Annotated in this window: 21 protein-coding genes and 2 pseudogenes; 9 read left to right on the forward strand and 14 right to left on the reverse strand. The window is 61.9% G+C overall.

Translation table 11 applies throughout. The features are described from left to right. Positions 1-155, forward strand: a pseudogene (locus BLP82_RS31590) (transposase); the annotation flags it as partial. Between the two features lie 200 nt (positions 156-355). On the opposite strand, the pseudogene BLP82_RS10595 reads toward BLP82_RS31590, so the two are convergent. The 3 genes and pseudogenes from BLP82_RS10595 to BLP82_RS10605 all read right to left on the reverse strand — a co-directional run. Beyond that, a pseudogene (locus BLP82_RS10595) lies at positions 356-517 on the reverse strand (transcriptional regulator); the annotation flags it as partial. Positions 518-569: 52 nt separating this feature from the next. After that, positions 570-842, reverse strand: coding sequence for a hypothetical protein (locus BLP82_RS10600; protein ID WP_003198952.1), 273 nt, complete (start codon positions 840-842; stop codon positions 570-572). Positions 843-1,253: 411 nt separating this feature from the next. Next, the gene (locus BLP82_RS10605) at positions 1,254-1,985 is read right to left on the reverse strand and encodes a DUF899 domain-containing protein (protein WP_092167339.1); all 732 of its coding nucleotides are present in this window, start codon (positions 1,983-1,985) and stop codon (positions 1,254-1,256) included. A gap of 298 nt (positions 1,986-2,283) precedes the next feature. Here BLP82_RS10605 and BLP82_RS10610 point away from each other — a divergent pair, with 298 nt between their 5' ends. Next, positions 2,284-2,676, forward strand: a complete 393-nt coding sequence (locus BLP82_RS10610; protein ID WP_060738698.1) for a hypothetical protein — start codon at positions 2,284-2,286, stop codon at positions 2,674-2,676. Positions 2,677-2,801: 125 nt separating this feature from the next. Here the strand turns inward: BLP82_RS10610 and BLP82_RS10615 are convergent, their stop codons facing one another. The 3 genes from BLP82_RS10615 to BLP82_RS10625 all read right to left on the reverse strand — a co-directional run bounded on the left by BLP82_RS10615 (position 2,802) and on the right by BLP82_RS10625 (position 4,838). Beyond that, entirely contained in the window at positions 2,802-3,668 is an 867-nt protein-coding gene (locus BLP82_RS10615) for a DUF6279 family lipoprotein (protein WP_092167341.1), read from the reverse strand. Positions 3,669-3,749: 81 nt separating this feature from the next. Next, positions 3,750-4,460: a TorF family putative porin gene (locus BLP82_RS10620; RefSeq protein ID WP_092167343.1), complete on the reverse strand. Its 711-nt coding sequence runs from the start codon at positions 4,458-4,460 to the stop codon at positions 3,750-3,752. Between the two features lie 189 nt (positions 4,461-4,649). Next, positions 4,650-4,838 carry a hypothetical protein gene (locus BLP82_RS10625; RefSeq protein ID WP_018607615.1) on the reverse strand — a complete coding sequence of 63 codons (189 nt, stop codon included), beginning with the start codon at positions 4,836-4,838 and terminating at the stop codon, positions 4,650-4,652. A gap of 339 nt (positions 4,839-5,177) precedes the next feature. Here BLP82_RS10625 and BLP82_RS10630 point away from each other — a divergent pair, with 339 nt between their 5' ends. Beyond that, entirely contained in the window at positions 5,178-6,014 is an 837-nt protein-coding gene (locus BLP82_RS10630) for a CvfB family protein (RefSeq protein ID WP_092150980.1), read from the forward strand. Between the two features lie 421 nt (positions 6,015-6,435). Then, positions 6,436-7,890, forward strand: a complete 1,455-nt coding sequence (locus BLP82_RS10635) for an NCS1 family nucleobase:cation symporter-1 (protein ID WP_092167346.1) — start codon at positions 6,436-6,438, stop codon at positions 7,888-7,890. On the opposite strand, the gene BLP82_RS10640 is transcribed toward BLP82_RS10635, so the two are convergent. Beyond that, on the reverse strand, positions 7,891-9,063 hold the full coding sequence (locus BLP82_RS10640) for an MFS transporter (RefSeq protein ID WP_092167348.1): 1,173 nt from the start codon (positions 9,061-9,063) through the stop codon (positions 7,891-7,893). A 103-nt stretch (positions 9,064-9,166) separates the two neighbouring features. Here BLP82_RS10640 and BLP82_RS10645 point away from each other — a divergent pair, with 103 nt between their 5' ends. After that, on the forward strand, positions 9,167-10,060 hold the full coding sequence (locus BLP82_RS10645) for a putrescine utilization regulator PtrR (RefSeq protein WP_092167350.1): 894 nt from the start codon (positions 9,167-9,169) through the stop codon (positions 10,058-10,060). 139 nt (positions 10,061-10,199) lie between these two features. Then, a complete protein-coding gene (locus BLP82_RS31595; RefSeq protein ID WP_003198971.1) occupies positions 10,200-10,328 on the forward strand; it encodes a PA1414 family protein in 129 nt (42 codons plus the stop codon). A gap of 234 nt (positions 10,329-10,562) precedes the next feature. Here the strand turns inward: BLP82_RS31595 and BLP82_RS10650 are convergent, their stop codons facing one another. The 4 genes from BLP82_RS10650 to speB all read right to left on the reverse strand — a co-directional run bounded on the left by BLP82_RS10650 (position 10,563) and on the right by speB (position 15,043). After that, on the reverse strand, positions 10,563-11,951 hold the full coding sequence (locus BLP82_RS10650) for a sodium:solute symporter family protein (protein WP_092167352.1): 1,389 nt from the start codon (positions 11,949-11,951) through the stop codon (positions 10,563-10,565). 135 nt (positions 11,952-12,086) lie between these two features. Beyond that, positions 12,087-13,625 carry a purine-cytosine permease family protein gene (locus BLP82_RS10655; protein ID WP_256576584.1) on the reverse strand — a complete coding sequence of 513 codons (1,539 nt, stop codon included), beginning with the start codon at positions 13,623-13,625 and terminating at the stop codon, positions 12,087-12,089. Positions 13,626-13,674: 49 nt separating this feature from the next. Next, on the reverse strand, positions 13,675-14,082 hold the full coding sequence (locus tag BLP82_RS10660) for a YybH family protein (RefSeq protein WP_092167357.1): 408 nt from the start codon (positions 14,080-14,082) through the stop codon (positions 13,675-13,677). A gap of 10 nt (positions 14,083-14,092) precedes the next feature. Continuing rightward, positions 14,093-15,043 carry an agmatinase gene (speB, locus tag BLP82_RS10665; protein WP_003198979.1) on the reverse strand — a complete coding sequence of 317 codons (951 nt, stop codon included), beginning with the start codon at positions 15,041-15,043 and terminating at the stop codon, positions 14,093-14,095. 326 nt (positions 15,044-15,369) lie between these two features. On the opposite strand from speB, the gene BLP82_RS10670 reads away from it, so the two are divergent. Beyond that, on the forward strand, positions 15,370-16,263 hold the full coding sequence (locus tag BLP82_RS10670) for a LysR family transcriptional regulator (protein ID WP_092167360.1): 894 nt from the start codon (positions 15,370-15,372) through the stop codon (positions 16,261-16,263). Positions 16,264-16,265: 2 nt separating this feature from the next. After that, positions 16,266-16,862, forward strand: a complete 597-nt coding sequence (locus BLP82_RS10675) for a tRNA-uridine aminocarboxypropyltransferase (protein ID WP_092167363.1) — start codon at positions 16,266-16,268, stop codon at positions 16,860-16,862. A gap of 117 nt (positions 16,863-16,979) precedes the next feature. Here the strand turns inward: BLP82_RS10675 and BLP82_RS10680 are convergent, their stop codons facing one another. From BLP82_RS10680 to BLP82_RS10690, 3 genes are all read right to left on the reverse strand, one after another. Beyond that, entirely contained in the window at positions 16,980-18,344 is a 1,365-nt protein-coding gene (locus BLP82_RS10680) for an HlyD family type I secretion periplasmic adaptor subunit (RefSeq protein WP_092167366.1), read from the reverse strand. 184 nt (positions 18,345-18,528) lie between these two features. Further along, on the reverse strand, positions 18,529-20,688 hold the full coding sequence (locus BLP82_RS10685; protein WP_092167600.1) for a type I secretion system permease/ATPase: 2,160 nt from the start codon (positions 20,686-20,688) through the stop codon (positions 18,529-18,531). Between the two features lie 30 nt (positions 20,689-20,718). After that, positions 20,719-22,077 (reverse strand): TolC family outer membrane protein, encoded by a 1,359-nt coding sequence (locus tag BLP82_RS10690; RefSeq protein WP_060738685.1) that lies wholly within the window; start codon positions 22,075-22,077, stop codon positions 20,719-20,721. Positions 22,078-22,532: 455 nt separating this feature from the next. Between BLP82_RS10690 and BLP82_RS10695 the strand changes: the two genes are divergently transcribed. Next, positions 22,533-24,001 (forward strand): retention module-containing protein (locus BLP82_RS10695; protein WP_139197841.1); only part of this gene is annotated, 1,469 nt, incomplete at its 3' end.

Below are 24,001 nucleotides of genomic sequence, written 5' to 3' on the forward strand. Positions count from 1 at the left end.
CCATTCCGACTGATCAGCTTCGATTAATCCGCGATGCTTTGCAGCGAGGTCAACTGACGGGTACAAGCCGTTTCGTAGATGAGGTCGAGCGGATTGTGGGTGTGCGGGTAGAGCAGCGAGGGCAGGGGCGGCCGAGGACTGAGCCGGGAAAATAAATCTGTCCCGAATGGCACTTACTTAACGGCTAACTAGCTGATATGTCTGAAAAAAAGGCTGACCTTGGTCTACGGCTCTTCAGGGGTAGACCACATATCTGTGTAGATTGTTTGTACCCAAGAGATCCCGATCTGCGGGTTTGCTCGCCAGCATGTTGATTTTTTGCAGGTAGGAAAGCCCGCTTTCGTGTGATTCATCCCCTGGACAGTTCGGTCATTCCCTTGGCTCGTGCGAATACTTCCATCGCTTTGGCGATGTAGCTTGCATCGTCGGTTTCCCGGGCATCTCTCATGAACTCCGCAATGGCCTCTGGAGTACTGAGATATTCTGCGGGATCAAATTCTGTAAAGGTCTCAATCATTTTGCTCTCCGCGTATGTGAAAAACGGGCGACCCAAAGGTCGCCCGTTTTCGTTATTCAGCAGCTTGCGCTCGCAGCCGCCTCCCAATCACATCCAACACATCACATCCATCGCGAAGCGATATCGTCAGCAGCTTGCAAAAATCAGAAAGCACCACCGTATCGGAGCTGATATCCGAGCGGAACGCGATGTTTTCCAGCACCTGGGTCACGGTGCGGATGCGGTAGTCGGCGGTTTCGAAAAGGACGTCCAGCGGGGCTTCGGTATCGATGAGCAACGTTGCGGGGACACAGTCGATTCCTGTGATGGGCATATATCGATTCATTTTGAAGATCTCTGTTTGATTGGCTGAAAGCCATCACTCAATCGTCGCCAAACGATTGGGTGGTGGCTGTGCGCAGGTTGGCGAACCGGTTACAGAGAAAACCGGCAGATCCGAAGATCTCCCGCGCACAGCCGCCGTGGAATATAGCGGCTTTGCGGGTGCGTCGGTACCTGCAATCAGCCGGTAGCTTTCGCATTCTCTGTAATCGAGTCGCCAAACCCGAATCGCCTTTTTGGGCGACGGGGGACTATAGGCTGGCCCGCTCCAGTGCCACAAGACACCGCTTTCCGAGCTTCATGTAGGACGTTTGGCCTGGCATTTGTCGGTTTAAAGCAAGCGACTGCTGCGCAGTCGAGCGGGAGCAAGCTCCCTCGCCACGGGGATCGCGCTCGACTTGTGCGGGTTGGCGCATCAGCTGTGGCAGCAGCTGTGGGGCTTGGCCTCGTCGTATCTATCGTGATGCCGCACCCAGTCCATGATTTCGTCTTCGTTGCGGCCCTTGGGCGTCAGGTCGAGGTAGTTGTAGGTGCCGACCAGCATGTCCAGGCCACGGGCGTAGGTGGAGTAGGTGTGGAAGATGTCGCCGGCTTCGTTGCGGTAGAAGACGCTCAGGCCGGGGAGTTCGCCTTCGGTGGTGTCGGTTTTTTCGTAGTTGTAGGTGGCTTTTCCGGCGGCGACGTCTTCGGCATTGAGGGTAACGCCGAAGTCGGGGTTGAAGTCGCAGCCGTTGGACGAGACCCAGTCGAAGGTCCAGCCCATGCGGCGCTTGAACGGCTGGAACTCGGCGAAGGGGGCGCGGGAGACGGCGACCACGGCCACGTCGTGGTGGGCCAGGTGTTGGTTGGCGCCGTCGATGTGGTCGGAGAGGAATGAGCAGCCCTGGCAGCCTTCTGTCCAGCCGGGGCCGAACATGAAGTGGTAGATGATCAGTTGCCTGCGGCCGCCGAACAGGTCGGCCAGGCTCAGTTCACCGTGGGGGCCTTGGAAACGGTAGGGTTTGTCGATTTTTACCCAGGGCAGGGCGCGGCGTTCGGCGCTGAGTTTGTCTCGTTCGCGGGTGAAGGCTTTTTCGTGGGCCAGGTGTTGGCGGCGGGCTGCGAGCCATTCTTCTCGCGAGACGATTGGATGATTCTCAACATTCATGATGAATTCTCCTGCGTGGCAGAGCCGCTGAGTCGGCACTTTCTGTAAGTGGTCGTCTGGCTCTGGATGAATTCGACAGGCCGTTGGTCGGTTTGTGAAGTAGCTAGCCGTTAAGCTTGTACAGTGCGCGGTTGGATTCAGGGCTGCTTCGCAGCCCAACGGGGATAAATCCCCTCGCCACAATGAATTGGATAGGCCTCAAGTAAACAACATTGCGCCCGGAAACCCGGCTGAACGGCGGCGCAGCACCTCGGTCACAACCTAGGTAGGCATCTCACTCTTCAGAGGATGGACCAGGATGACGACTTACAACTGGGACTTGATCGAAAAGTTGTTGCACGAAGTGCAGAACGGCGCCGGCCACAGTTTTACCCCTCGGCCTTATGCAGAGCAGTACGCGGCAGAGAAAACTGCTGCAGGCGAGGAGATCGAGAACCTCGATCATCTGAAAGCGGTCGCCGGGGAGTATGAAAAATTACTGCTGGAGCGTGGCTATATCGAGCCGCGGCCGGAGGAAGAGGGCGGCAATGGCGAGAACTTCGTGCTGACGCCCCGTGGCTCGCGGTTGTTGAGCCTGATCGACAGCAGCATTCCGGGCAATGATCATCCGCGCCAGGTGCTGGATGAGCAGGAAGATGCGCTGGATGAGCTTACTTTTGATGATTTGGCTTCCAAGGCGCAGATTGCCTGACGGTTGAGCGCAGACTCTGTGGGAGCGGGCTTGCTCGCGAAGGCGGTGTGCCAGTTAACAATGATGTCGACTGATACACCGCCTTCGCGAGCAAGCCCGCTCCCACATTGGGTTTTGTGATGGGTTTAGGAGCGCGCTGCTTTCAGGCACTTCAAATCAGTGAAGTCCTTCTTCACCCCGTCGATTTTCTTCAGCAGCCGTTCGCGCTGGGGCGGGGTGCTTTCGGCCATCAGGTCCACCAGCAGGCTGCGGGCCTGGGCTTCGGTTTTGCTGAAGGCCTCGCGGTAGGCCGGGGTCCAGAGGCTTTCGCGGTTGACCAGCAACTGCTCGATGCGTTTGGGAAAGTCAGGGTTGTGACGTTGGGCCACGGCTTCGCTGAACTGGTTTTGCCAGTGGGCGCGGTTGGCGATCCATTGCTGGTTCTGATCGCCCAGGGCAGTGGACCAGGCGACCACCCGCTGGCGCTGGGCGTCGTTGAGCGGGCCGAGCCAGTCGTTCAGGCGTTTGACCATGCGCTCGCTGCGCTCCTGGATCTGCTCCTGCAATGTCGGCTTGAGGTATTGCTGCTGGCGTTTGCGCTGGTCTTTGACGAAAGAGGCGTCCATGTCGTCGACTTGTTCGTCACTCAGGCCTTGCAGCAATTCGATGGCCGAGGGGGTGATGGCCCGGGCGGTTTCGGCGATGGCGGCCTTGGCTTCCTGGGTGCGTTGTTGCAGGGCTTCGTCGGTCACTTGATGGGTTTGCACCATGGTTTTCAAGCGATCCAGCCAGTCGACGTAGCCGGGCAATTGCGTCGTGCAGTGCCAGGTCAGGTGTTCCTTGAGGCGTTCGTTGAACCAGTCTTTTTGCTCGCCTTTGATCTCCAGATAATCGTTGAGGGTCCAGGGGATGATCAGGTCGAGGTTGCGGTAGGCCAGGCCTACGCGGCTGCAGGCGGTCAGCGTCAGCAGCAGGGCAATGAACAGGGCGGTGCGGGTCAACCAGCGCGACATGAGCGAGTCCTTGCAAAAGCGTAGGTGCTTTGTTGGAGCATGGCAGGCACGCAGCAGTTCAGCCGATCGAATACGTAACGCTTAGTAAAAAGAATGGGCCATCTTGAGGGTCAGCAGGCTGTCGCATTCGCTGTTGTGGCCGGAATACGCCGAGCAACTGCTGCCGCTGAGGCTTGAGTCGCTGTAGATCAGGTCCAGGTCGAGGCCCTTCCACGGACGGGAAATTTTCAACGACCAGTCGCTGAAACTGCCTACATAACCGTTCTCGACCGAGACCGGCGTATTGAGCTGGTGGGTGGTGTATTTGGCGCTGATGCCAATGCCGAACGGCACGTTGCCGCCCAGGTCGGCGAACAGCGTGCTGTTCTGTTTGTCGGGATCGTTGCTCAGGGCCGCGCCGAAACGGCTGCCGAGTACGGTCAGGCCGCCGTAGAACTCCTGGCTGTCGAGGGTATCGACGGTGGGGTAGCTGTAGTGGATCAGGCCGACTTCGTAGCCCAGGGTCTGGTCGAAGGGTTGTTTAAAGCCGATGTAGGAATCCACCTCCAGATCAGCGGACACGCCGGCGCTGGGTGACCACTGGCCAACGTACCAACCGCTGTCGTGGCTCAGGTCCAACCCACCATGAAACGAACCGGTGCTCGACGGTGTGACCAGGCCCTGGGCCATGCTGCGGCTGGGGGTGGTGCCCAGTTTGAGGTCGAAGTCGCCGAGTTCGCGTTGGAACACCTGCCCCTGGGCGAGGGAGCACGTCAACAGGCTGATCGCCAGCGCAACAATAGGAATACGCATGCTTCACTCCATGAAATAGCGAGGAGCAGGAACTAAGCTGAAACGCTTGAGCTAGAGAGGTGCAAGGATACCGGCGAATGATCGGCAGCGAAGGCCGTTCGTCGATTCATGGGAAATGGATAGGGCGGGGAGGGTTCCAGTCCAAGCGCTTCGAAACTCAAAGCGCTTTGGGACCAGGTGACGCGCAGGTTACTTCTTGCCCAGGCTGATCTGCTTGGACGGGCCGAATGTCTGGCCGCTGACGCCTTTGGCAATTTGCTGGATCTCGCCGCCGGACTTGAGGAACGCAGCGATCTGGTCGTTGATCGACTCGCTGGTTTCAACGGCTGGAGCTGGCTTTGCTTTGCTGTTGGATGCTTTTACGCGCATGACGGCCATTAACCTGTAGATAATTAATTGGGCCAGGCATCGTACAGGAAATACTTGACAATTGCTTGGCAAATATCCTTCTGAATTATCGCCAGCGTGACGGGAATAATCAGCCGTTATCCGGCAATAATTGCCCTAAGCCTCTGTTTTAAATAACAACCGTGTGAAGAATGTTGTGCCGAGAAAGGACGGCATGCACCGTCTCCGGCCTGACGAATGGCTGTGCCTCGGACGCAAACCCAGGAAAATCAACGGTTGTGCCGGGCCTTCCAGGCAAACCTTGCCGGCGGCCACGAATCGCGCCGCAAAACCGGGTAGAATGCCGCCCACGCAATGAGGGTATTGGAAATGGCTTTAGTCGGGCGCTACAACAGTTTGCAAGTGGTTAAACACACTAACTTCGGTTTATATCTGGATGGCGGCGCGGACGGCGAAATTCTGCTGCCCAACCGTTATATCCCCAAGGATATTCCCAGCGAAGATGAAGACTGGCTCAATGTTTTTATTTATCTGGACAGCGACGACAAACTGATCGCCACCACCGAAAAACCAAAAGTGCAGGTCGGTGAGTTCGCCAGCCTGAAAGTGGTTGAGGTCAACAGCATTGGCGTGTTCCTGGACTGGGGCCTGCCCAAGGACCTGTTGCTGCCGTATTCCGAAGAAAAGCGCCAGATGACCGCCGGCGAATACTGCGTGGTGCACGTCTACCTCGACAAACACACCCGTCGCATCACCGCCACGGCACGCCTGGATCGCTATCTGGACAAGACTCCGGCCAACTACACGCCGGGCCAGGAAGTGGATTTGCTGGTCGCCGAAGCCACCGACATGGGGTTCAAGGCGATCATCAATAACAAGCACTGGGGCCTGATCCACAAGAATGAAATCTTCAAGTTCATGCGCGCCGGCATGCAGGAAAAAGGCTTCATCAAGGAAATCCGCCCGGACGGCAAGATCAGCCTGAGCCTGCAACCGGTGGGCCAGGAAGCCGCCACCAGCCTGAACGCCAAGATCCTCGCCAAGTTGCGGGAGAACAACGGCACCCTGGCGGTCAGCGACAAGAGCGACCCGGCGCTGATCAGCAGCCTGTTTGGCGTGAGCAAGGGCAACTTCAAGAAGGCCATTGGTGCGCTGTACAAGAATGGGCAGATTGTCATTCATGGCGATCGCATTGAATTGAGCTGATCTCAGCCTAGCCCCAGCTTCGTGGCAAAAAGGATTCTATGTGGCGAGGGGATTTATCCCCGCTGGGCTGCGAAGCGGCCCCTAAGCCTGACGCCTCCGTGTGCCGGACAGAGCAAGTTAGCATCTTGCTTGGGGTCGCTTCGCGCCCAGCGGGGATAAATCCCCTCGCCACAGGAACTGCGCCCGCCTTTGGTCTGTATACAAAATCCTGCACCTTTAGCATGCACCCGCGCCCTGTTCGTGGGCGTATGCCTGTTCCTGCGCGGCGTTCCGCTGCGCTACACACCCCGGTTTGTCTCACATCCTGCGCCTATGGCACGCATTCTGCGTAGCAACGCGTATACAAACCATGCCGGCTCCCGTGCGCAGTATGGTGAGCAGGTCGATACGGGGGCACGGCGGTACTCAAAGGAGCCCCGCAATGTCCGAGCAATTGCCCAACGGCTACAGCCCCCGCCTCTATAACGAGGACCTGGGCCCGCTGCCGCAGAAATGGAATTGGTACAACATCTTCGCGTTCTGGATGAGTGATGTGCACAGTGTGGGCGGTTATGTCTTCGCCGCCAGTCTGTTCGCCTTGGGCCTGGCGAGTTGGCAGGTGCTTATCGCCTTGCTCGGCGGGATCTGCATCGTGCAGTTGATCGCCAACCTGGTCGCCAAGCCGAGCCAGCAGGCGGCGGTGCCGTACCCGGTGATCTGCCGACTGGCGTTCGGGGTGTTCGGGGCGAATATTCCTGCGGTCATTCGCGGTTTGATCGCCGTGGCCTGGTACGGCATTCAGACGTACCTGGCGTCCAGCGCGCTGATCATCGTGGTGCTGCGGTTTTTTCCTTCAATGGAGGTTTACGCGACGCCGCATTTTGCCGGTTTGTCCTACCTAGGTTGGTTCGGTTTCCTCAGCCTGTGGTTTGTCCAGGCGCTGGTGTTCTGGACCGGCATGGAGTCGATTCGTCGTTTCATCGATTGGGCCGGGCCGGTGGTGTACGCCGTGATGTTCCTGCTGGCCGGTTGGATCGTGTGGAAGGCCGGTTGGAGCAACATCAGCTTCACCCTGGCGGAAAAGTCTTTGTCCGGCTGGCAGGCGTTCGGCCAAGTGATCGTGGCGACGGCCCTGGTGGTGTCGTACTTTTCCGGCCCGACCCTGAATTTCGGCGATTTCAGCCGTTACTGCCGGAGCATGTCTGACGTGCGCCGGGGTAATTTCTGGGGGCTGCCGGTGAATTTCCTGGCGTTCTCCCTGGTCACCGTGGTGATTGTTTCCGGGACCTTGCCGGTGTTCGGTGAAATGCTCCACGACCCGATTGCCACCGTGGCGCGCATCGACAACGACGTGGCAGTCTTGCTGGGGGCCTTTGCCTTCGTGACCGCCACCATCGGCATCAACATTGTCGCCAACTTCGTCTCGCCGGCCTTCGACTTCGCCAACGTCGCCCCCAGCAAGATCAGTTGGCGCGCCGGTGGCATGATCGCGGCGGTGGCGTCGATTTTCATCACGCCGTGGAACCTGTTCAACAACCCCGAAGTGATCCACTACACCCTGGACGTGCTGGCGGCGTTCATCGGCCCGCTGTTCGGGATCCTGCTGGTGGATTACTACCTGATCAAGAAGCAGCAGATCGACGTCGATGCCTTGTTCAATGACGGGCCGAGCGGGCGCTACTACTACAGCGGCGGCATCAACTGGACGGCGGTCAGGGCGTTGATTCCGGCGACGCTGATGGGCGTGGCTATCACCTTCACCCCCGTGCTGCAACCGATGGCCAACTTTGCCTGGTTCACCGGTTGCTTCCTCGGCGGGGTGTTGTATTTCGCCTTGGCGCGACGCGAGCCGGCCCCGCAGTCGAGCAAGGCGTTCAGCCCGGCCGGCCAGGCCTGATCAACGCAGGGCGGTCTGGGCACAAGGGCTCGCCGCGCCCCGGCTGGCGGGCCGCAGCACCAGGCCGCCGGCCAGCACCAGGCCGCTGCCGGCAATGATCAGCGCCGGTTGCAGGCCGCCGCTGAAATGGCTACTCAGCGCCGCCAGCAGGGGGCCGCTGAGTTGGCCCACAGCAAAGCAGGCGGTCAACAGGCCAGCGTTGCGCTGGGTGGCGTGGGGCGACAGTTCCCGGGAGCGCAGCATCACCAACTGCATGCAGGCCAGGAACGGTGTGCCACACAGGATCACCCCCAGTGCGAGCCCCGGTCCGCTGCCCAGCAGGCAGGCGAATACCCCGGCGGCTTGCAGCCAGAGCGTGCCGATCAACCAGCGGCCGGTGGTGTTCGGGTTCGGCCGCCGCCGGCTGACCAGCAACACGCCGCTGGCGGCGGCCAGGCCGAAGCAGGGCCAGAACAGATCGGCCAGCCATTGGCCGTGGAACTGCGCCGAGGCCATTTGCGACAGGAACGTGGCCGGAATGATGTAGCCCACGCCATACAGGGCGTACACCACGCCCAGTCGAGCGATGCCCGCGTTCGGCGAAGGGGCGGTCGGCCCAGCGACAGGTGGTGCGACGGCCGGCTGCGGCAGGATCGGCAAGATCGCCAGCAACATCGCCAAGGCCACACCGGCATACACCAGCCACAGGGTGGCGGAGGTCTGGCCCAGCAGGTTCGAGCCGAGGGCGAGCAGGCCCGTCAGGAAAATCCCCAGGCCCGGCCCGGCAAACACCAGGGCGCCGAGCCGTGGCCGTCCCACCGCCGTAGCCAAGGGTTGGCTCAGGGCGGTGATCATCACCATCACCCAGGCGCTCGCCACGCCGGTGCCGAAACGCAGCGCCAGGTGCGGCCAGAAGCCCGAGGCCCAGAACGACGCCAGGGTCAGCAGCACGCACAGCCACAGGCCGCCGAGCAACCGCCGCCGCACCTGTTCCGGACGACGGGCGAACATCGCATCGAGCGCACCGATGAAGTACCCCAGGTAGTTGGCGGCGGCAATCAGACCGGCGGCGGTCAAGTCGACCTGACCTTCGCCGATCAAATGAGGTAACTGGGGCGTCAGGGCGAAGCGGCCAATGCCCATGGCCATCATCAGCGCGATGAAACTGCCGAGCAGGCGAATAAGAGGTGACATGGTCGTTCTCCGGTGTCGGGGCGAATGACCGTCAGGCTAGGACTGATTGACTTTCATTAAAAATGAATAATAGTGAGTAACTTGTTCTTTTTTGGAGAAGGTCATGGAGTTCAGCCAACTGCGGATTTTCCAGGCCGTGGCCGAGGAAGGTTCCATCACCCGGGCCGCCGAGCGCCTGCACCGGGTGCCGTCGAACCTGTCGACCCGGCTCAAGCAGCTTGAAGAGCAGTTGGGTGTGGACCTTTTCCTGCGGGAGCGTCAGCGTTTGCAGTTGTCGCCGGCAGGAAAAGTCCTGCTGGACTATGCGGCCAAGCTGTTCGCCTTGCACGACGAGGCCCATGCCGCCGTGCAGGGTGGGCAGCCGGCCGGGGACTTCCTGCTGGGCACGATGTACAGCACGGCGGCGACGCATCTGCCGGACCTGCTGGCGGCTTATCACCGGGCGTACCCGGCGGTGAACCTGCAAGTGCAATCGGGGCCCAGTGGTGAGCTGCTTGAAGGCCTGCTCACCAACCGGCTCGACGCGGCGCTGGTGGACGGCCCGCTGGAGCTGGCGGGGTTGGATGGCGTGCCGTTGTGCGACGAGCGGTTGGTGCTGATTACCGAGGCCGATCATCCGCCGGTACGCAGTGCTCTGGATGTACAGGGCCGCGCGGTGTTCACGTTCCGGCGTGGTTGCTCGTACCGGATGCGATTAGAGGCCTGGTTTGCCCATGATCACGCGACCATGGGCCGGGCGATGGAAATCGAGTCTTACCAGGGGATGCTGGCGTGTGTGATCGCCGGGTCCGGGGTGGCGTTGATGTCCGAGTCGATGCTGGCGAGCCTGCCGGGCCGCGAGCGGGTGACGGTGCATCCGCTGGCCGAGCCGTTCGCCAGCGCCACCACTTGGCTGATGTGGCGCAAAGGCATGGTCGGAGCCAACCTGAACGCCTGGATCGAGTTGCAACAACAGGCCTGGCCGCGGGGGCCAATGCTCACGGCGCAATCGGCTTGAACTCCGGGAGGTGGATTTGGATCAATTCAGTAACAGATCATTGCAAACTGAGACGAGCATTGCGTAGAACATCGGACTATTATCAGTGCGAAGGGGCCACAGAAATCTGCCGCTCGCACCACCCTGAGGGGGCACCACGATGAAAGAGAAAATCCAGAACTGGCTTCACGACTTGGGTGTCGCGCTTGGCCTGATCGAACCGCCAATGCAACCGGTACCGATCCGCACCGATGACGAGCAACGCCGCCGCCAACCGCGCCGCCGGTAAATACGCCACCGAATTTGGAGAGATCGCAGTTCCGGACCATTTCAATTGAGATGGCCCGGAACTGCGATCTTTTTATTGGCGATGTGCTTGCTCCCGCTGGGCTGCGAAGCAGACCCAAATCAGCCTCCTCAGCCCTTTCTGACATACCGAGGCGCCTGGCTTTGGGCGCGCTTCGCGCCCCAGCGGGGATAAATCCCCTCGCCACAGGTGCATTCGGCTTGATTCAGTTGTCGATCAAACCACCTTGGCCACCGCACTCGGCCGTGGCGACAGCACGCTCACCAGCACAAAACTCACCAGCGCCACGCTCAGGCTGTAGTAGATCGGCGTGTTGGCGTCCAGGCCGTCCTTGAGCATGAAGAACAGCGCGGTCAAGAAGCCCAGCGACATGCTGGTGATCGCCCCGGCGGTGGTGGCGCGTTTCCAGTAGATGGCGCCGATCAGCGGGATCAGCATGCCGCCCACCAACAGGTTGTAGGCCAGGGTCAGGGCGCTGATGACGTCGCTGACCACCAGGGCGATCACCAGGACCACCGCCCCCATCAGCAGGGTCGCGATGCGGTTCTCGTGGACGTCGCCACTGCCGCTCTCACGGCCCTGGCGCAGACGGGGCAGCAAGTCCTGGACCACCGTGGTGGACGCGGCGAGCAGGCCCGCGGCGGCGGTGGACATCAAGGCCGCCAGGGCCGCGGCGATCACCAGGCCGCGAATGCCGTTGGGGAGGCTGGTCTGCACCACGCTGGCGAAGGCGTTGTTGACGTTCTCCAGGTCCGGCAGCAACACCTTGGTCGCCATGCCGATCAACGCCCCGGCCAGGCCATACAGCACGCAGTACAGGCCGGCGGCGGTGCCGGCCACTTTGGCCACGCCTTCGCTGCGGGCGGTGAACACGCGCTGCCAGATGTCCTGGCCGATGAAGATGCCGAAGAAGTAGATCAGGAAGTAGGTGAGGATGGTGTCCCAGCCAATCGCGGTGAAATCGAAGTAGCTGGCCGGCAGCTTAGCCACCATGGCATCCCAGCCGCCCGCGTCACTGATGGACATCGGCATCAACAGGAACACCAGGCCGACGGTCATGATCAAGAATTGCACGATGTCGGTGAGGGTCAGCGACCACATGCCGCCGATGGTGGAATACAGCACCACCACGCCACCGCCCACCAGGATCGACACCCAGAACGGCAGGCCGAACAACACCTGCATCACGGTGCCGATGGCAATGGTCGAGGTGGCGCCGATCATCAGTGCGTAAACCAGCATGATCAGCGCACTGGCCTGGCGCGCCGCCGGGTTGTAGCGGCGTTCCAGCACTTGGGTCACGGTGTAGATCTTGAGCTTGAGCAACGGTTTGGCGAGGAACAGGCTCAGGCCGACGATGCCCAGGCCGATGGCGCCGCACAGCCAGAATCCGGAAATGCCGTAGACGTAGCCCAGGCGCACGGTACCGATGGTGGACGCACCCCCCAGGACGGTGGCGGCCATGGTGCCCAGGTAAAAGCCCGGGCCGAGGTTGCGCCCGGCCACCAGGTAGTCGTCACGGGTCTTGGCGCGGCGCATGCCGTACCAGCCGAGGGCGATCATGCCGGCGGCGTAGATGAGAACGACGATTAAGTCCAAAGCCATGGTGGCGTGTCTCCGATTGTCTTTTTTATAGGAAGGTCGGGATGAGTGATGCCCTTGTGGCGAGGGGATTCATCCCCGTTGGGCTGCGAAGCAGCCCCAAAACAGCCAACTCAATCCGTCTGGCACACCGAGGTGTCAGGGTTTGGAAGCGCTGCGCGCTCCAGCGGGGATAAATCCCCTCGCCACAGGTTCTGCGCTCGGCTGGTTTTTGCTCCGCGGATCATCTGGCCCATACACCGCGGCCGGTTCCGGAAACAACCCAAGCAGCACCAAGTACACCACCGAAGCCAGGCCCAGGGTCACCGGCAGGCTGATGTCGATCCCGCCGGCCAATTCCCCCAGCGGCCCGACGAACTGCCCCGGCAGGTTGACGAAGCACAACCCCACCAGCGCACTGGGGATCCACGCCCCCAGGCCGCGCCAGTTCCAGCCGTGGCTGAACCAGTAGCGCCCGCCGGTTTCACCGCGGGTGAACACTTGCAGGTCATCCGGGCAGTAGAAGCCGCGGCGCACCAGCAGGCCGATGATCATGATCACCATCCACGGAGTGGTGCAGGTGATGATCAGCACGGCGAATGTAGACACGCTCTGCACCAGGTTCGCCGCGAAGCGCCCGATGAAGATGAAGGCAATCGACAGCACGCCGATCAGCAGCGTGGCCTTGACCCGCGACAGCACCCGCGGGAACACGCTGGACATGTCCAGCCCGGTGCCATACAGCGACGTGGTGCCGGTGGACATGCCGCCGATCACCGCGATCAGGCACACCGGCAGGAAGAACCACCCCGGCGAAACCGCCAGCAGCCCGCCCACGTAGTTGTTGGCCGCGATGTAGTCCGGCGCCTTGATCGCCACGATGGTGGCGGTGGCGAGGCCGAACAGGAACGGGATCAATGTCGCCAGTTGTGCCGCGATCACGGCCAGCATGATGCGGCGCTTGGGCGTGTTGCGGGGGATGTAGCGTGACCAGTCGCCCAGGAACGCTCCGAAGGAAATCGGGTTGCTCATGGCTACCAGCGCCGCGCCGATGAAGGCCGCGTAGAAGCCCGGCTGGCCGAGGCTGACCGTGCCGGCGAACTGGCTGTCGAAGGTCGGTGCGAAGGCGAAAATGCCCAGCAGGAACAGCAGGCTGGCGGCCCACACGGCAATGCGGTTGACCCACAGCATGAAGCGGAAGCCGTAGATGCACACCGTCAACACCAGCAGGGCGAACAGGCCGTAGGCCAGGCCCAGGCTCAGGTCGGTTTCCGGCACGCCGACCAGCCGCTTGGCGCCGCCGATCAACGCATCGCCCGAGCTCCACACCGACAGCGAGAAAAACGCGATGGCGGTCAGCAACGAGAGGAACGAGCCGACGATGCGCCCGTGCACGCCGAAGTGCGCACCGGAAGACACCGCGTTGTTGGTGCCGTTGAGCGGGCCGAACAGGCCCATCGGCGCGAGAATGATCGAACCCACCAACACGCCCAGCACAATCGCCCAGACCCCGGCCTGGAACGACAAGCCGAACAGCACCGGGAAACTGCCGAGCACGGCGGTGGCGAAGGTATTGGCACCGCCGAAGATCAGGCGAAACAGGTCGCCCGGGCCGGCAGTGCGTTCGTGGTCCGGGATCTGTTCGACCCCGTTGGTTTCAATGTGCGTAAGGCTTTTATCGTTATTGTTATGCATGATCTGCTCCGATCATCGAGGCGCATTCATCGGATGTGAATGTCGCCTGTTGCTAAGGGGATGGCAGCCCTTCCGGTATTGCGGACAAATGTTCGTGACAGGCCAGCCATAGGCCTTGTTGTTCTTGGCGAAACACAATGGTTTCGCGCTCCTGGCTACGGTGAAGCTCCCCTTGCAGGCGTAGCTCGGTGGCCACGTCATGGATGAAAATCGCCACGTCCCCTTGCAGGCTGACGAAGGCGTTGCTCGAGGTGCAGTTCAGCACCTCGAAGCCATCCTCGGACCGCCAGCGATCCCACAACGCCTGGTAGGCATCGCGTGACAGCAGGGGCTGTTCAAGGGTGTGGAACACGAAACTCGCATCGGCCGTGAACGCACCGAAGTAGGCGTCGCGGTCATTGCGGGCGAAGGCCGACACCAGCTCAGCGGCGGCCTTGAGGATTTGATCTCGATCGTTCATGGCCGCACCTTCAGCGATGCACCACGCCGGGCAGTACGCAGAGCATCTCGTACAGCAGGTTGGCGCCCAGCAGCGAGGTGTTGCCGGTGGTGTCGTACGGCGGCGAGACTTCTACCAGATCGCAACCGACCAGGTCGAGACCCTGGCAGCCCCGCACGATTTCGATCGCCTGGATGGTGGTCAGGCCGCCGATTTCCGGGGTGCCGGTGCCGGGCGCCCAGGCCGGGTCGATGCCGTCGATGTCGAAGCTCAGGTACACCGGGCCGCCGCCGACTTTCTCGCGCACTTCGGCCATCAACGGCGCCAGGGATTTGTGCCAGCACTCTTCGGCCTGGACCACGCGAAAGCCCTGGTTGCGGCTCCAGTTGAAATCATCGGCGGTGTAGCCCTGGGCCCGCAGGCCGATCTGCACGACGCGGTCGCAATCGAGCAGGCCTTCCTCCACGGCGCGGCGGAAGGTGGTGCCATGGGCGATCTTCTCGCCGAACATGTGGTCGTTCACATCGGCGTGGGCGTCGATGTGCACCAGGCCGACCTTGCCGTGTTTCTTGTGGATCGCCCGCAGGATCGGCAGGGTGATGGTGTGATCGCCCCCCAGGGTCAGGGGGATGACGTTGTGTTCGAGGATCTTGTGGTACGACTCTTCGATGATCCGCACCGCGTCCAGCAAGTTGAAGGTGTTGATCGGCACATCGCCGATGTCCGCCACCGACAGTGAGTCGAACGGCGCGGCGCCGGTGGCCATGTTGTAGGGGCGGATCATCACCGATTCGGCGCGGATCTCGCGAGGACCGAACCGGGTGCCGGCGCGCAGGGAGGTGCCGATGTCCAGCGGTACGCCGACGAAGGCCGCGTCCAGGCCGGCAGCGGTTTGCAAATGGGGGAGTCGCATCATGGTGGCGATGCCGCCGAAGCGCGGCATTTCGTTGCCGCCCAGTGGTTGGTGAAGAATCTTGTCCACGGGTAGGGCCTCATCGTTGTTTTACTTATCAGGGGCCGATTCTGCGAAAAGCCGTTGCCTTGAAGAATCGCTGGCGGCAAATACTTAGTTCAGATTTTTCTAAACTAATGGCGGACAGGGCGATAGACTTCGCGTCAGCGCAGTCCCCCTGTTTGGATGGGTGTGGTTCTGTGGCGAGGGGATTTATCCCCGCTGGGGCGCGAAGCGGCCCTAAAACCTGAAAGCTCGGTGTGTCAGGAAAATGATATTGGGGCTGCTTCGCAGCCCAGCGGGGATAAATCCCCTCGCCACAAATGTGCAGTGACCCGCCTGTATGGAGACCCCCAATGGCCAACGCTCTACCCGACCTGAAACTGCTGCGTATTTTCGTCAGCGTGGTCCGGCACCAGGGGTTCGCCAATGCCCAGCACGAGCTCAACCTGTCCACGTCGGCCATCAGCACCTACATGAGCCAACTGGAGTCGGCCCTGGGCCTGGTGCTGTGTCATCGCGGCCGGGGCGGGTTCAGCCTGACCAGCAAGGGCGAGCTGTTCCACCAGGAAACCCTGCGCCTGTTGGGCGAGCTCGAAGGGTTCGAGCAGTACGCCGCCGCGCTTAAAGGGGAACTGCGCGGTACGTTGAACCTGGGGGTGATCGACTCCACCGTCAGCGATAAAGCCTTGCCGTTCGCCGAAGCCATCGGTGCCTACAGCCAGGAACATCCAGCGGTGCATTTGCATCTGTCGGTCATGAGCCCTTACGAGCTGCAACTCGGCGTGCAGGACAATCGCCTGGACCTGGCCATCGGTGCGTTTTCCACGCGCATGAGCGGGCTGGTCTACATGCCGCTGTACCGTGAACAGCACTGGTTGTATTGCAGCAACCGTCACCCGTTGTTCAACGAGCGGCGTATTCCCGAGCAGGTCATCACCCAGCAGCGCATGGTCGGGCGCGGTTACTGGAGCCAGGCCGAACTGGCCCGCCACGGCTTCAAGCACAGCGCGGCGACGGTGGAGAGCATGGAGGCACAGTTGATCCTGGTGCTGTCCGGTGCGTACATCGGCTACCTGCCCGAGCACTACGCCCAGGCTTGGGCCGACAAGGGCGATCTGCGGGTATTGCTGCCGGCCACTTTCGGCTATCAGGCACCGTTTTCAATGATTGTGCGCCGTGGCCGCAGCCGCGAGCCGCTGATCCAGACCTTCCGTGATTTGCTCAAAGCTCAACTGAACCAGGCCTGACCATGTCCAGAGTCCAATGCCCGCGTTGCCACAGGCCACAAAACCATTGCCTGTGCCCGCTGATCCCCAGCCTCGACAGCCGCACCCGCGTTTTGCTGTTGCAGCATCCCAGTGAAGTGAACCACGCCTTGAATACTGCCCGGCTGGCGGCGTTGGGGCTGAGCAACGCCGAGTTGATCGTGGGCGAGGTGTTCGAGGATTTGCCCCGGCTGCTGAACCCACCGGGTTATCAGGCGCGGTTGTTGTTTCCTGGCGACGAGGCGCTACCGTTGCAGGCCCGCGCGCCGTCCGATGAGCCGACCTTGCTGGTCGTCCCGGATGGCACCTGGCGCAAGGCGCGCAAGCTGCTGCACCTCAATCCGCTGCTGGCGGCACTGCCGAGGGTGACCCTGGCCGAAGGCGCTGTGTCCCGTTACCGCTTGCGCAAGGCGCCCGGGCCGGGGGCGTTGTCGACGGTGGAGGCGATTGTCCAGGCGTTGCAGACGCTGGAGGCGCCGACGAGTTTCGAACCGTTGTTGAGGCCCTTCGAAGCGCTGATCGAAGGGCAGATTGTGGCGATGGGGGAGCAGACCTATCAGAAGAATCATGGCGGGAACTGATCGTTCCAACGCTCCGCGTGGGAATGCCGCCCGGGACGCTCTGCGTCCCTTCGCAAGCGTGACGCAGAGCGTCACAGGATGCATTCCCACGCAGAGCGTAGGAACGATCAGGGGGTGTTAACGCTCGCGCATCGCCTCGGTCCGCGCCTTCAACACCGGCTTGAGCAGGTAATCCAGGACACTTTTCTCCCCGGTAATGATATCCACCGTCGCCACCATTCCCGGAATGATCAGTAACGGCTTGACATCCCCGCCCAAGTGGTTTTTGTCGGTGCGCACCTGGATCAGGTAGAAGCTGTTGCCCTTGTCATCGGTGATGGTGTCGGCGCCGATCAGTTCGAGCTTGGCGCTCAGCCCGCCATAGATCGTGTAGTCGTAGGCGCTGAACTTGACCATGGCTTTCTGCCCCGGATGCAGGAACGCCACGTCCTGGGGGCGGACCTTGGCTTCGATCAGCAGGTTGTCTTCCAGGGGCACGATTTCCACCATGTCGTTGCCCGGCTGCACCACGCCGCCGATGGTGTTGACCTTCAGTTGCTTGATCACCCCATGTACCGGCGAGACCACCGTCGTGCGGGTCACGCGGTCGTCGATGGCGATGCTCGAGGCGGTGATTTTCGACAGTTCGGTACGTTTCTCGTTGAGGTCCTTGGCCGCCTCGGAGCGGAAGGTCTGTTCCGATTCGTCGATCTTGCTCTTGATCTCGTTGATCGCCGATTCGGCCCGGGGAATCGCCAGGGTGGTGGCGTTGAGCGAACCGCGGATTTCCACCGCGCTGCGCTTGAGCCGCAGGATCTCCACCGGCGACACAGCCCCGGTGCGCACCAGCGGCGCGGACATGTTCATTTCTTCCTGCAGCAAGGCCAGGGCCGAGCTGAACTGGCCTTGCTTGGAGCGAAACTCCGCCAGCTCCTGGGTCTTCTGCCGCAGCTGTTCGGTCAGGGTCCGTTGTTCGCTGGCCAGGCGCCGTTGGCGTTGTTCGTACAGCGAACGCTCGTCCTCTGCCACTTGCGGGGCCTTGGCGGTGACTTCTGCCGAGAGCGCGAATGGCCGCCCTTCGGCCTCGGCCGACAGACGCTCGACCTGGGCTGTCAGCGCGTAGCGGTCGGCCTCGCTCTCGCCCTTGTTCGATTGATATCGCGTGTCATCCAGGCGCAGCAGGGTGTCGCCCTTGTTCACCATCTGGCCTTCGCGCACGAATATCTCGGTGACGATGCCGCCCTCCAGGTTCTGGATCACCTGGATCTTGCTCGACGGAATCGCCTTGCCTTCGCCGGTGGTGACTTCCTGTAAGACCGCCAACTTCGCCCAGACCAGCCCGGTGATGATCAACCCGGCGGCCAGCCACACGGTAACCCGCGAGCGCCGGGGCGAATCCTGCAGCGTGGCGCCGGCGGTTTCCGGCATGAACTCGCTTTCGGCGCTTTTGCTGAAACTGCCGAAGTAGCTTCGGGCGGTTGAATCCGGTGTTTGGGCAGACATGGGCGGTACCCGTCGGTTAAGTGAAGTGGAGCTGGTCGCGGTTTTTGTGGCGAGGGGATTTATCCCCGCTGGGGCGCGAAGCGGCCCTAAAACCTGAAAGCTCGGTGTGTCAGGAAAATGGTATTGGGGCTGCTTCGCAGCCCAGCGGGGATAAATCCTCTCGCCACAGGTACGGTGTGGGTTGTTAAACCGCCGCCGTCCCCACCCGTCCCTTGCGCAATGCATCGATGACCGCTTCCTTCGGCCCATCCGCCACGATTCGGCCGTTATCCAGCACCACCAACCGGTCCACCAGGCTCAGCATCGAGGTGCGGTGAGTGACCAGCAGCACCGTCTTGCCCTGTACATGGGTGTGAAGCTTCTGCCGCAGGACGTCTTCGCTGCTGTTGTCCATGGCGCTGGTGGGTTCGTCCAGCAGCAGGATCGGCGGGTCGAGCAACAAGGCCCGGGCCAGCAGCACGGCTTGGCGTTGGCCGCCGGACAGCAACTGCCCGCGCTCGCCCACCGGGCGGTCGAAACCTTGGGGATGCTGGCGCGCCAGTTCGGTGACTCCGGTCAGTTCCGCCACTTCCAGCATGCGCGTATCACTGATGTAGCGCGCGCCCAGGGTGAGATTGTCCCGCAGGCTGCCGGCCAGCAGCGGCAGGTCATGGGCGACGTAGCCGATCTGTTGGCGCAGGTCGGCGACGTCCAGTTGCCGCAGGTCCAGGCCATCGAGCAGCAATTGGCCTTCCTCCGGGGCATAGAAACCCATCACCAGGCGCGCCAGGGTGCTCTTGCCCGAGCCACTGCGGCCGATGACCCCGACCCGTTCGCCGGGCTTGAGGCTGAAACTGATATTGGCCAGCGCCGGGGCGCTCTGGCCGTTGTAGTGGAACGTCACGCTGTTGACGTCCAGTGCGCCCTGCAATTGGGTACGGTCCAACGGCCGCTGCTTGGCGTCTCGCTCCTGGGGCAACGCCATCAAGGCATCGGTGCTGCGCATGGTGAGCTGGGCTTGCTGGTAGCGGGTGATCAGCCCGGCGATCTGCCCGAGCGGGGCGAGCACCCGGCTGCCGAGCATGTAGGTCGCCACCAGCGCGCCGACGCTGAGGTTGCCGGCAATGATGCTGTAGACCCCGGCGACGATGGTCGCCATGCCGGCCAGTTGCTGCAGGAACAAGGTGCCATTGGTCGCCAGTGCCGAGAGGTTGCGCGCATGGCTGTCCAGGCGGGTGAGGGCGCCGTGGGTGCTTTCCCATTGATGCTGGCGCTCGCTTTCGGCGCTGCAGGCCTTGAGGGTTTCCAGGCCACCGAGGGTTTCGATCAGCAGGGCCTGGCGCTGGGCGCCGAGGGCGAGGCTTTTTTGCACGGTGTCGCGCAGGCGCACCTGGATGATCATGGCGAAGACGATGGTGATCGGAAACGCGATCACGGGAATCACCACCAGCCAGCCGCCCAGCAGGCCGATTACGACGAGCATCAGCAGGGCGAAGGGCAGGTCGATCAGGCTGGTGAGCGTCACTGCCGTGAGGAATTCGCGCAGGCCCTGGAAGTCGTGGATGCTCTGGGCGAAGCCGCCGATGGTCACCGGCTTGGCCTTCATCGCCATGCCGGTGATGCGTTCGAACAGGGTGGCGGACAGAATCACGTCGGTTTTCTTGCCGGCGGTGTCCAGCAGATGGGCGCGCACCACCCGCAGCACCAGTTCGAAGCCGGTACCGATCAACAGCCCCACGGCCAGTACCCATAAGGTGGACGTGGCCTGGTTCGGTACCACGCGGTCGTAGGTCTGCATGACGAACAGCGGCACCATCAGCCCCAGCAGGTTGATCAGGAAACTCGCGAGGATCGCGTCGCTGTACAGCCAGCGCGACAGTTTCAAGGTGTCGCGAAACCACGCCTCGACCCGGGGTACCAGGGGCGAGCGCAGGTCTTCGAGTTCATGGCGCGGCCGGGCGAATAACGCCTGGCCGCTGTAATCGGTGGTCAGTTCCTCGCGGCTGACCCACTGCTCGCCGCCATCGGCTTCGCTGGGCAGGATCAGCGCCTTGCCATCCTCGCCCCAGCGCCGTAATACCGCGCAACGGCCCCCCGCCAGGATCAGCATCACCGGCAGGTTCAGGGGGGAGATGTCCGCCAGCTCACGACGCAACAACCGCGCCTGCAAGCTCGCCCGGGCCGCTGCGCGGGGCAGCAGGTCCAGGCTCAAGCGTTGGTGCGCCATAGGGAGCCCGGCGCTGAGGCTGGCGCGGCTGACCGTCGCGCCATGGAGTTTGCAGAGGATCAACAGGCCGTCCAGCAAGGGATCATCGAAGTTCAGGCGCGGATCGGCGCCGAGGGTGGTGGGTTCCATGCTGGTCACAGTGTTCGCTCCCATTTTTTTTGGAGGGGGCTACTTCAGTTCCGGCAGCCGTGCCTGGTTCTTGACTTCGGTCTGCGCGACCGCATCGGCCGGCAGCACGATCCGTTGTTTGTGCAACAGCAGGCCCATGTTCGCCAGCACCCGGTACATCGAGTACTCCTCGGTGTAACGCACCTCGGTGTAGCGACGGTTGGCGTTGTACAGCTCGTTTTCGCTGTCGAGCAGGTCGAGCAGCGTGCGCTGGCCGAGCCCGAACTGATCCTGGTACGCGGCGCGCACACGGGCGGTGGTGTCGGCATATTCGCGGGCGGTGGGGGTCTGTTTGCGGGCGTTGAGCATCGCGTTCCAGGCCAGGCGCGTGTCTTCGTTGAGCTGGCGCAGGGCGTTGTTGCGGATGTCCATGGCCTGGTTGATCTGGTGGGCGTTGGACGCCAGCCGCGCCTTGTCGCTGCCACCGCGGAACAGGTTGTAGTTCATCACCACACCCACACGCCAGTTGTTGTCGTGGCCTTCTTCGCCGCCAAGGTTGTTGTTGGCGCCCACCGCTGCCTCGGCATCGAAGCGCGGGTAGAACGGCGACTTCGCCACTTCATATTGGCTCTCGGCCGACTGTATGTCGGCCTGGGCCGATTTCAGGTACGGGTTGTTATCCACCATGCTTTGCTGGGCTTCGCGCAGGTCGGCGGGGATTTCGCCTTTGGTCGAGGGCGGCGCCTCCAGCTCATCGGGCATGCGTCCGACCACGCTGTAGAAGTTCGCCTCGGCGTCCGCCAGGTCCACCTGGGCGGTGTCGAAGTTGTTTTCCGCCAGGGCCCGACGGGCATTGGACTGGTCGGAGTCGGCCGTACTGCCCACCCCACGCTCGGTGCGCAGGCCGATCTGGTCGTTGACCCGCAGGTGCGCCTGAAGGTTGTTCTTGGCCAGGGTCACCAGCTCGCGCCGCTTGAGCACTTCCAGGTAGACCTCGATGGTACGCAGCGCCAGATCCTGGGCGGTGCCCTGGGCGTAATAGGCCCGGGAATTGACCACGCCCTGGGTGCGCTGCACTTCATTGGCGGTGTTGAACCCGTCGAAGATCATCTGCCGCAGGCGCAGCTCCGATTGGGTGTAGGTCAGGATATTGGTGTGGTGGTTGCCCAGGGCACGGGTGTTGGTGTTGTCGCTGTAGCCGCGGCCGTAACCGGCATTGAGGTCCACCGATGGGAAAAAGCCCCCTCTGGCGACCTTGACGTCTTCATTGGCCGACAGACGGCTGTCCACCCGTTGTGCCAGTTCCGGGTGAGTCGCGATGGTGCTCTGGATCGCCTCGGTCAACGACATGGCCTGCGCCTGAGAAGAGCAGGCCATGGCCAGCAAAACCGCGCTGCAGAGGGGGGTTAGAACGCGCATGGGGTGCATCTCCTGAGGTCTGTAGTGCTTCGCTTGTCGCCAAAATATTGACGTATTTAAGATCAAAACCGTTTCAACCTTGTAACAACACAGCTAAGAACATCCTGAGCAAAACCTAAGAAGAATTTCTCATAATGATTATTCCGAAAAAAACTTATGAGCTTGAAAAAAACCGGCACATTGTTCAAAGCGAAAGCCTTTGAATCTGCGGGTTCTGACGGCTTTTAGGCGTCAATAAAAGTTTCATGCAGATTTTTAAGCGACGTGAAGAAGTGCCGAAATGGCGATGTGAGAAGCGGTTTTTTGTGACGGTTTTTTGTCGTTTAGGCGAATTGCCAGCACCTTCTGCTTTCGCGAAAGCTGGCAGATTTTCCAGCTTTTGGGGTCGCCAAACCCGAGGACGAATTCTTCACCCAGACAGGTGCCGATTGCGGTCGGCAACGGAGGAAATGCACATGGCAGCGCTCATCGGTATCGTCAGCAAAGTGGTCGGGCAAGTTTTCGCAGAAGCGGCCGGTGGCCTGCGGCGGCCTTTGGTCGAAGGCGATCGGCTCTATGCCGGCGAACACCTGGTCACCGGTGCCGAAGGGGCCGTGGCTGTGCATCTGCAGAACGGCCAGTCGTTGACCCTGGGCCGCGAAAGCAACCTGACCCTGACCCCGCAGCTGCTGGCCAACCATGCGCCTCATGTCGACACGCCCGACACGACGGCGCCGAGTGACGCGCAACTGACCGATGTGCAGAAGCTGCAGCAAGCCATCGCTGCCGGTGCCGACCCTACCCAGACCGGCGAAGCCACGGCCGCCGGCCCTGAAGGTGGCAACCCGGGTGGTGTAGGCGGTGGGCACAGTTTTGTGCTGTTGGAAGAGGTCGGCGGGGAGGTCGATCCGCTGATCGGTTTTCCGACGGCCGGGTTCAACGGGATTCCCGAATTTCCACAGCTACGCTTGGCCGGTGACCCGGATAACACCGGCGACGATGCAACCCCGCCGGTAACCCCAGAGACGCCGGACAACCCCGTGACCCTCGACGGGGTCAATGTCGAGGGCGGCGAACTGACCACCAACGAGGCCAATCTGGCCGATGGTTCGGCCAGCAATCCGGGGGCGCTGGTGCAAAATGGCACCTTCACGGTGTCCGCGCCTGACGGGCTGAGCAGCCTCAGCATCGGCGGCATCAACGTGATCAGTGGCGGCGTGCCCGCAGGCTTTCCTCAGACCATCACGTCGGCGCTGGGCAACACGTTGACCATCACGGGCTATGACCCCACCACGGGGGTGGTCAGTTACACCTACACCCTGACGGACAATGAAACCCATCCTGCCGGCGGCGGTGCCAACAACATTACCGAGCAGTTCCCCGTGGTGGCCGTCGACACCGACGGCGACACGGCCACCGGCACCCTGGACGTCAACATCACCGATGACGTGCCCCAGGCGATCGACGACAGCCACGCGAACACGGCGTCGGAAACCCTGGTCACTCTTACCGGCAACGTATTGCCAAACGATCACCAGGGCGCCGATCGGATCCCCACCGGCCCCGACAGCGGGCCGATCATTGGCGGGACGTTCACCGGTACCTACGGCACCTTGGTGCTCAACCCCAACGGCACGTACACCTACACCCTGAACACCAGCGACCCGCAATTCGTCGCGTTGCATGGTGGGGGCAGCGGTACCGAGACGTTCACCTACACGCTCACCGATGCCGACGGCGACACCAGCACCGCGAACCTGGTGCTGCAAGTGCATAACAATGATGATCCGGTGGTGTTGGTGGGCCTGGATGCTGAAGGCGGCGAACTGTCGTTGCAGGAAAAAAACCTCAGCGACGGCAGCAACCCTGACGCATCGGCCCTGACCCAAAGCGGCACGTTCACCGTGACCGCGTTGGATGGCGTGCAGACCCTGAGCGTGGGCGG

Source organism: Pseudomonas sp. NFACC37-1 (genome assembly GCF_900101575.1).
GTDB classification, from domain to species: domain Bacteria; phylum Pseudomonadota; class Gammaproteobacteria; order Pseudomonadales; family Pseudomonadaceae; genus Aquipseudomonas; species Aquipseudomonas fluorescens_AA.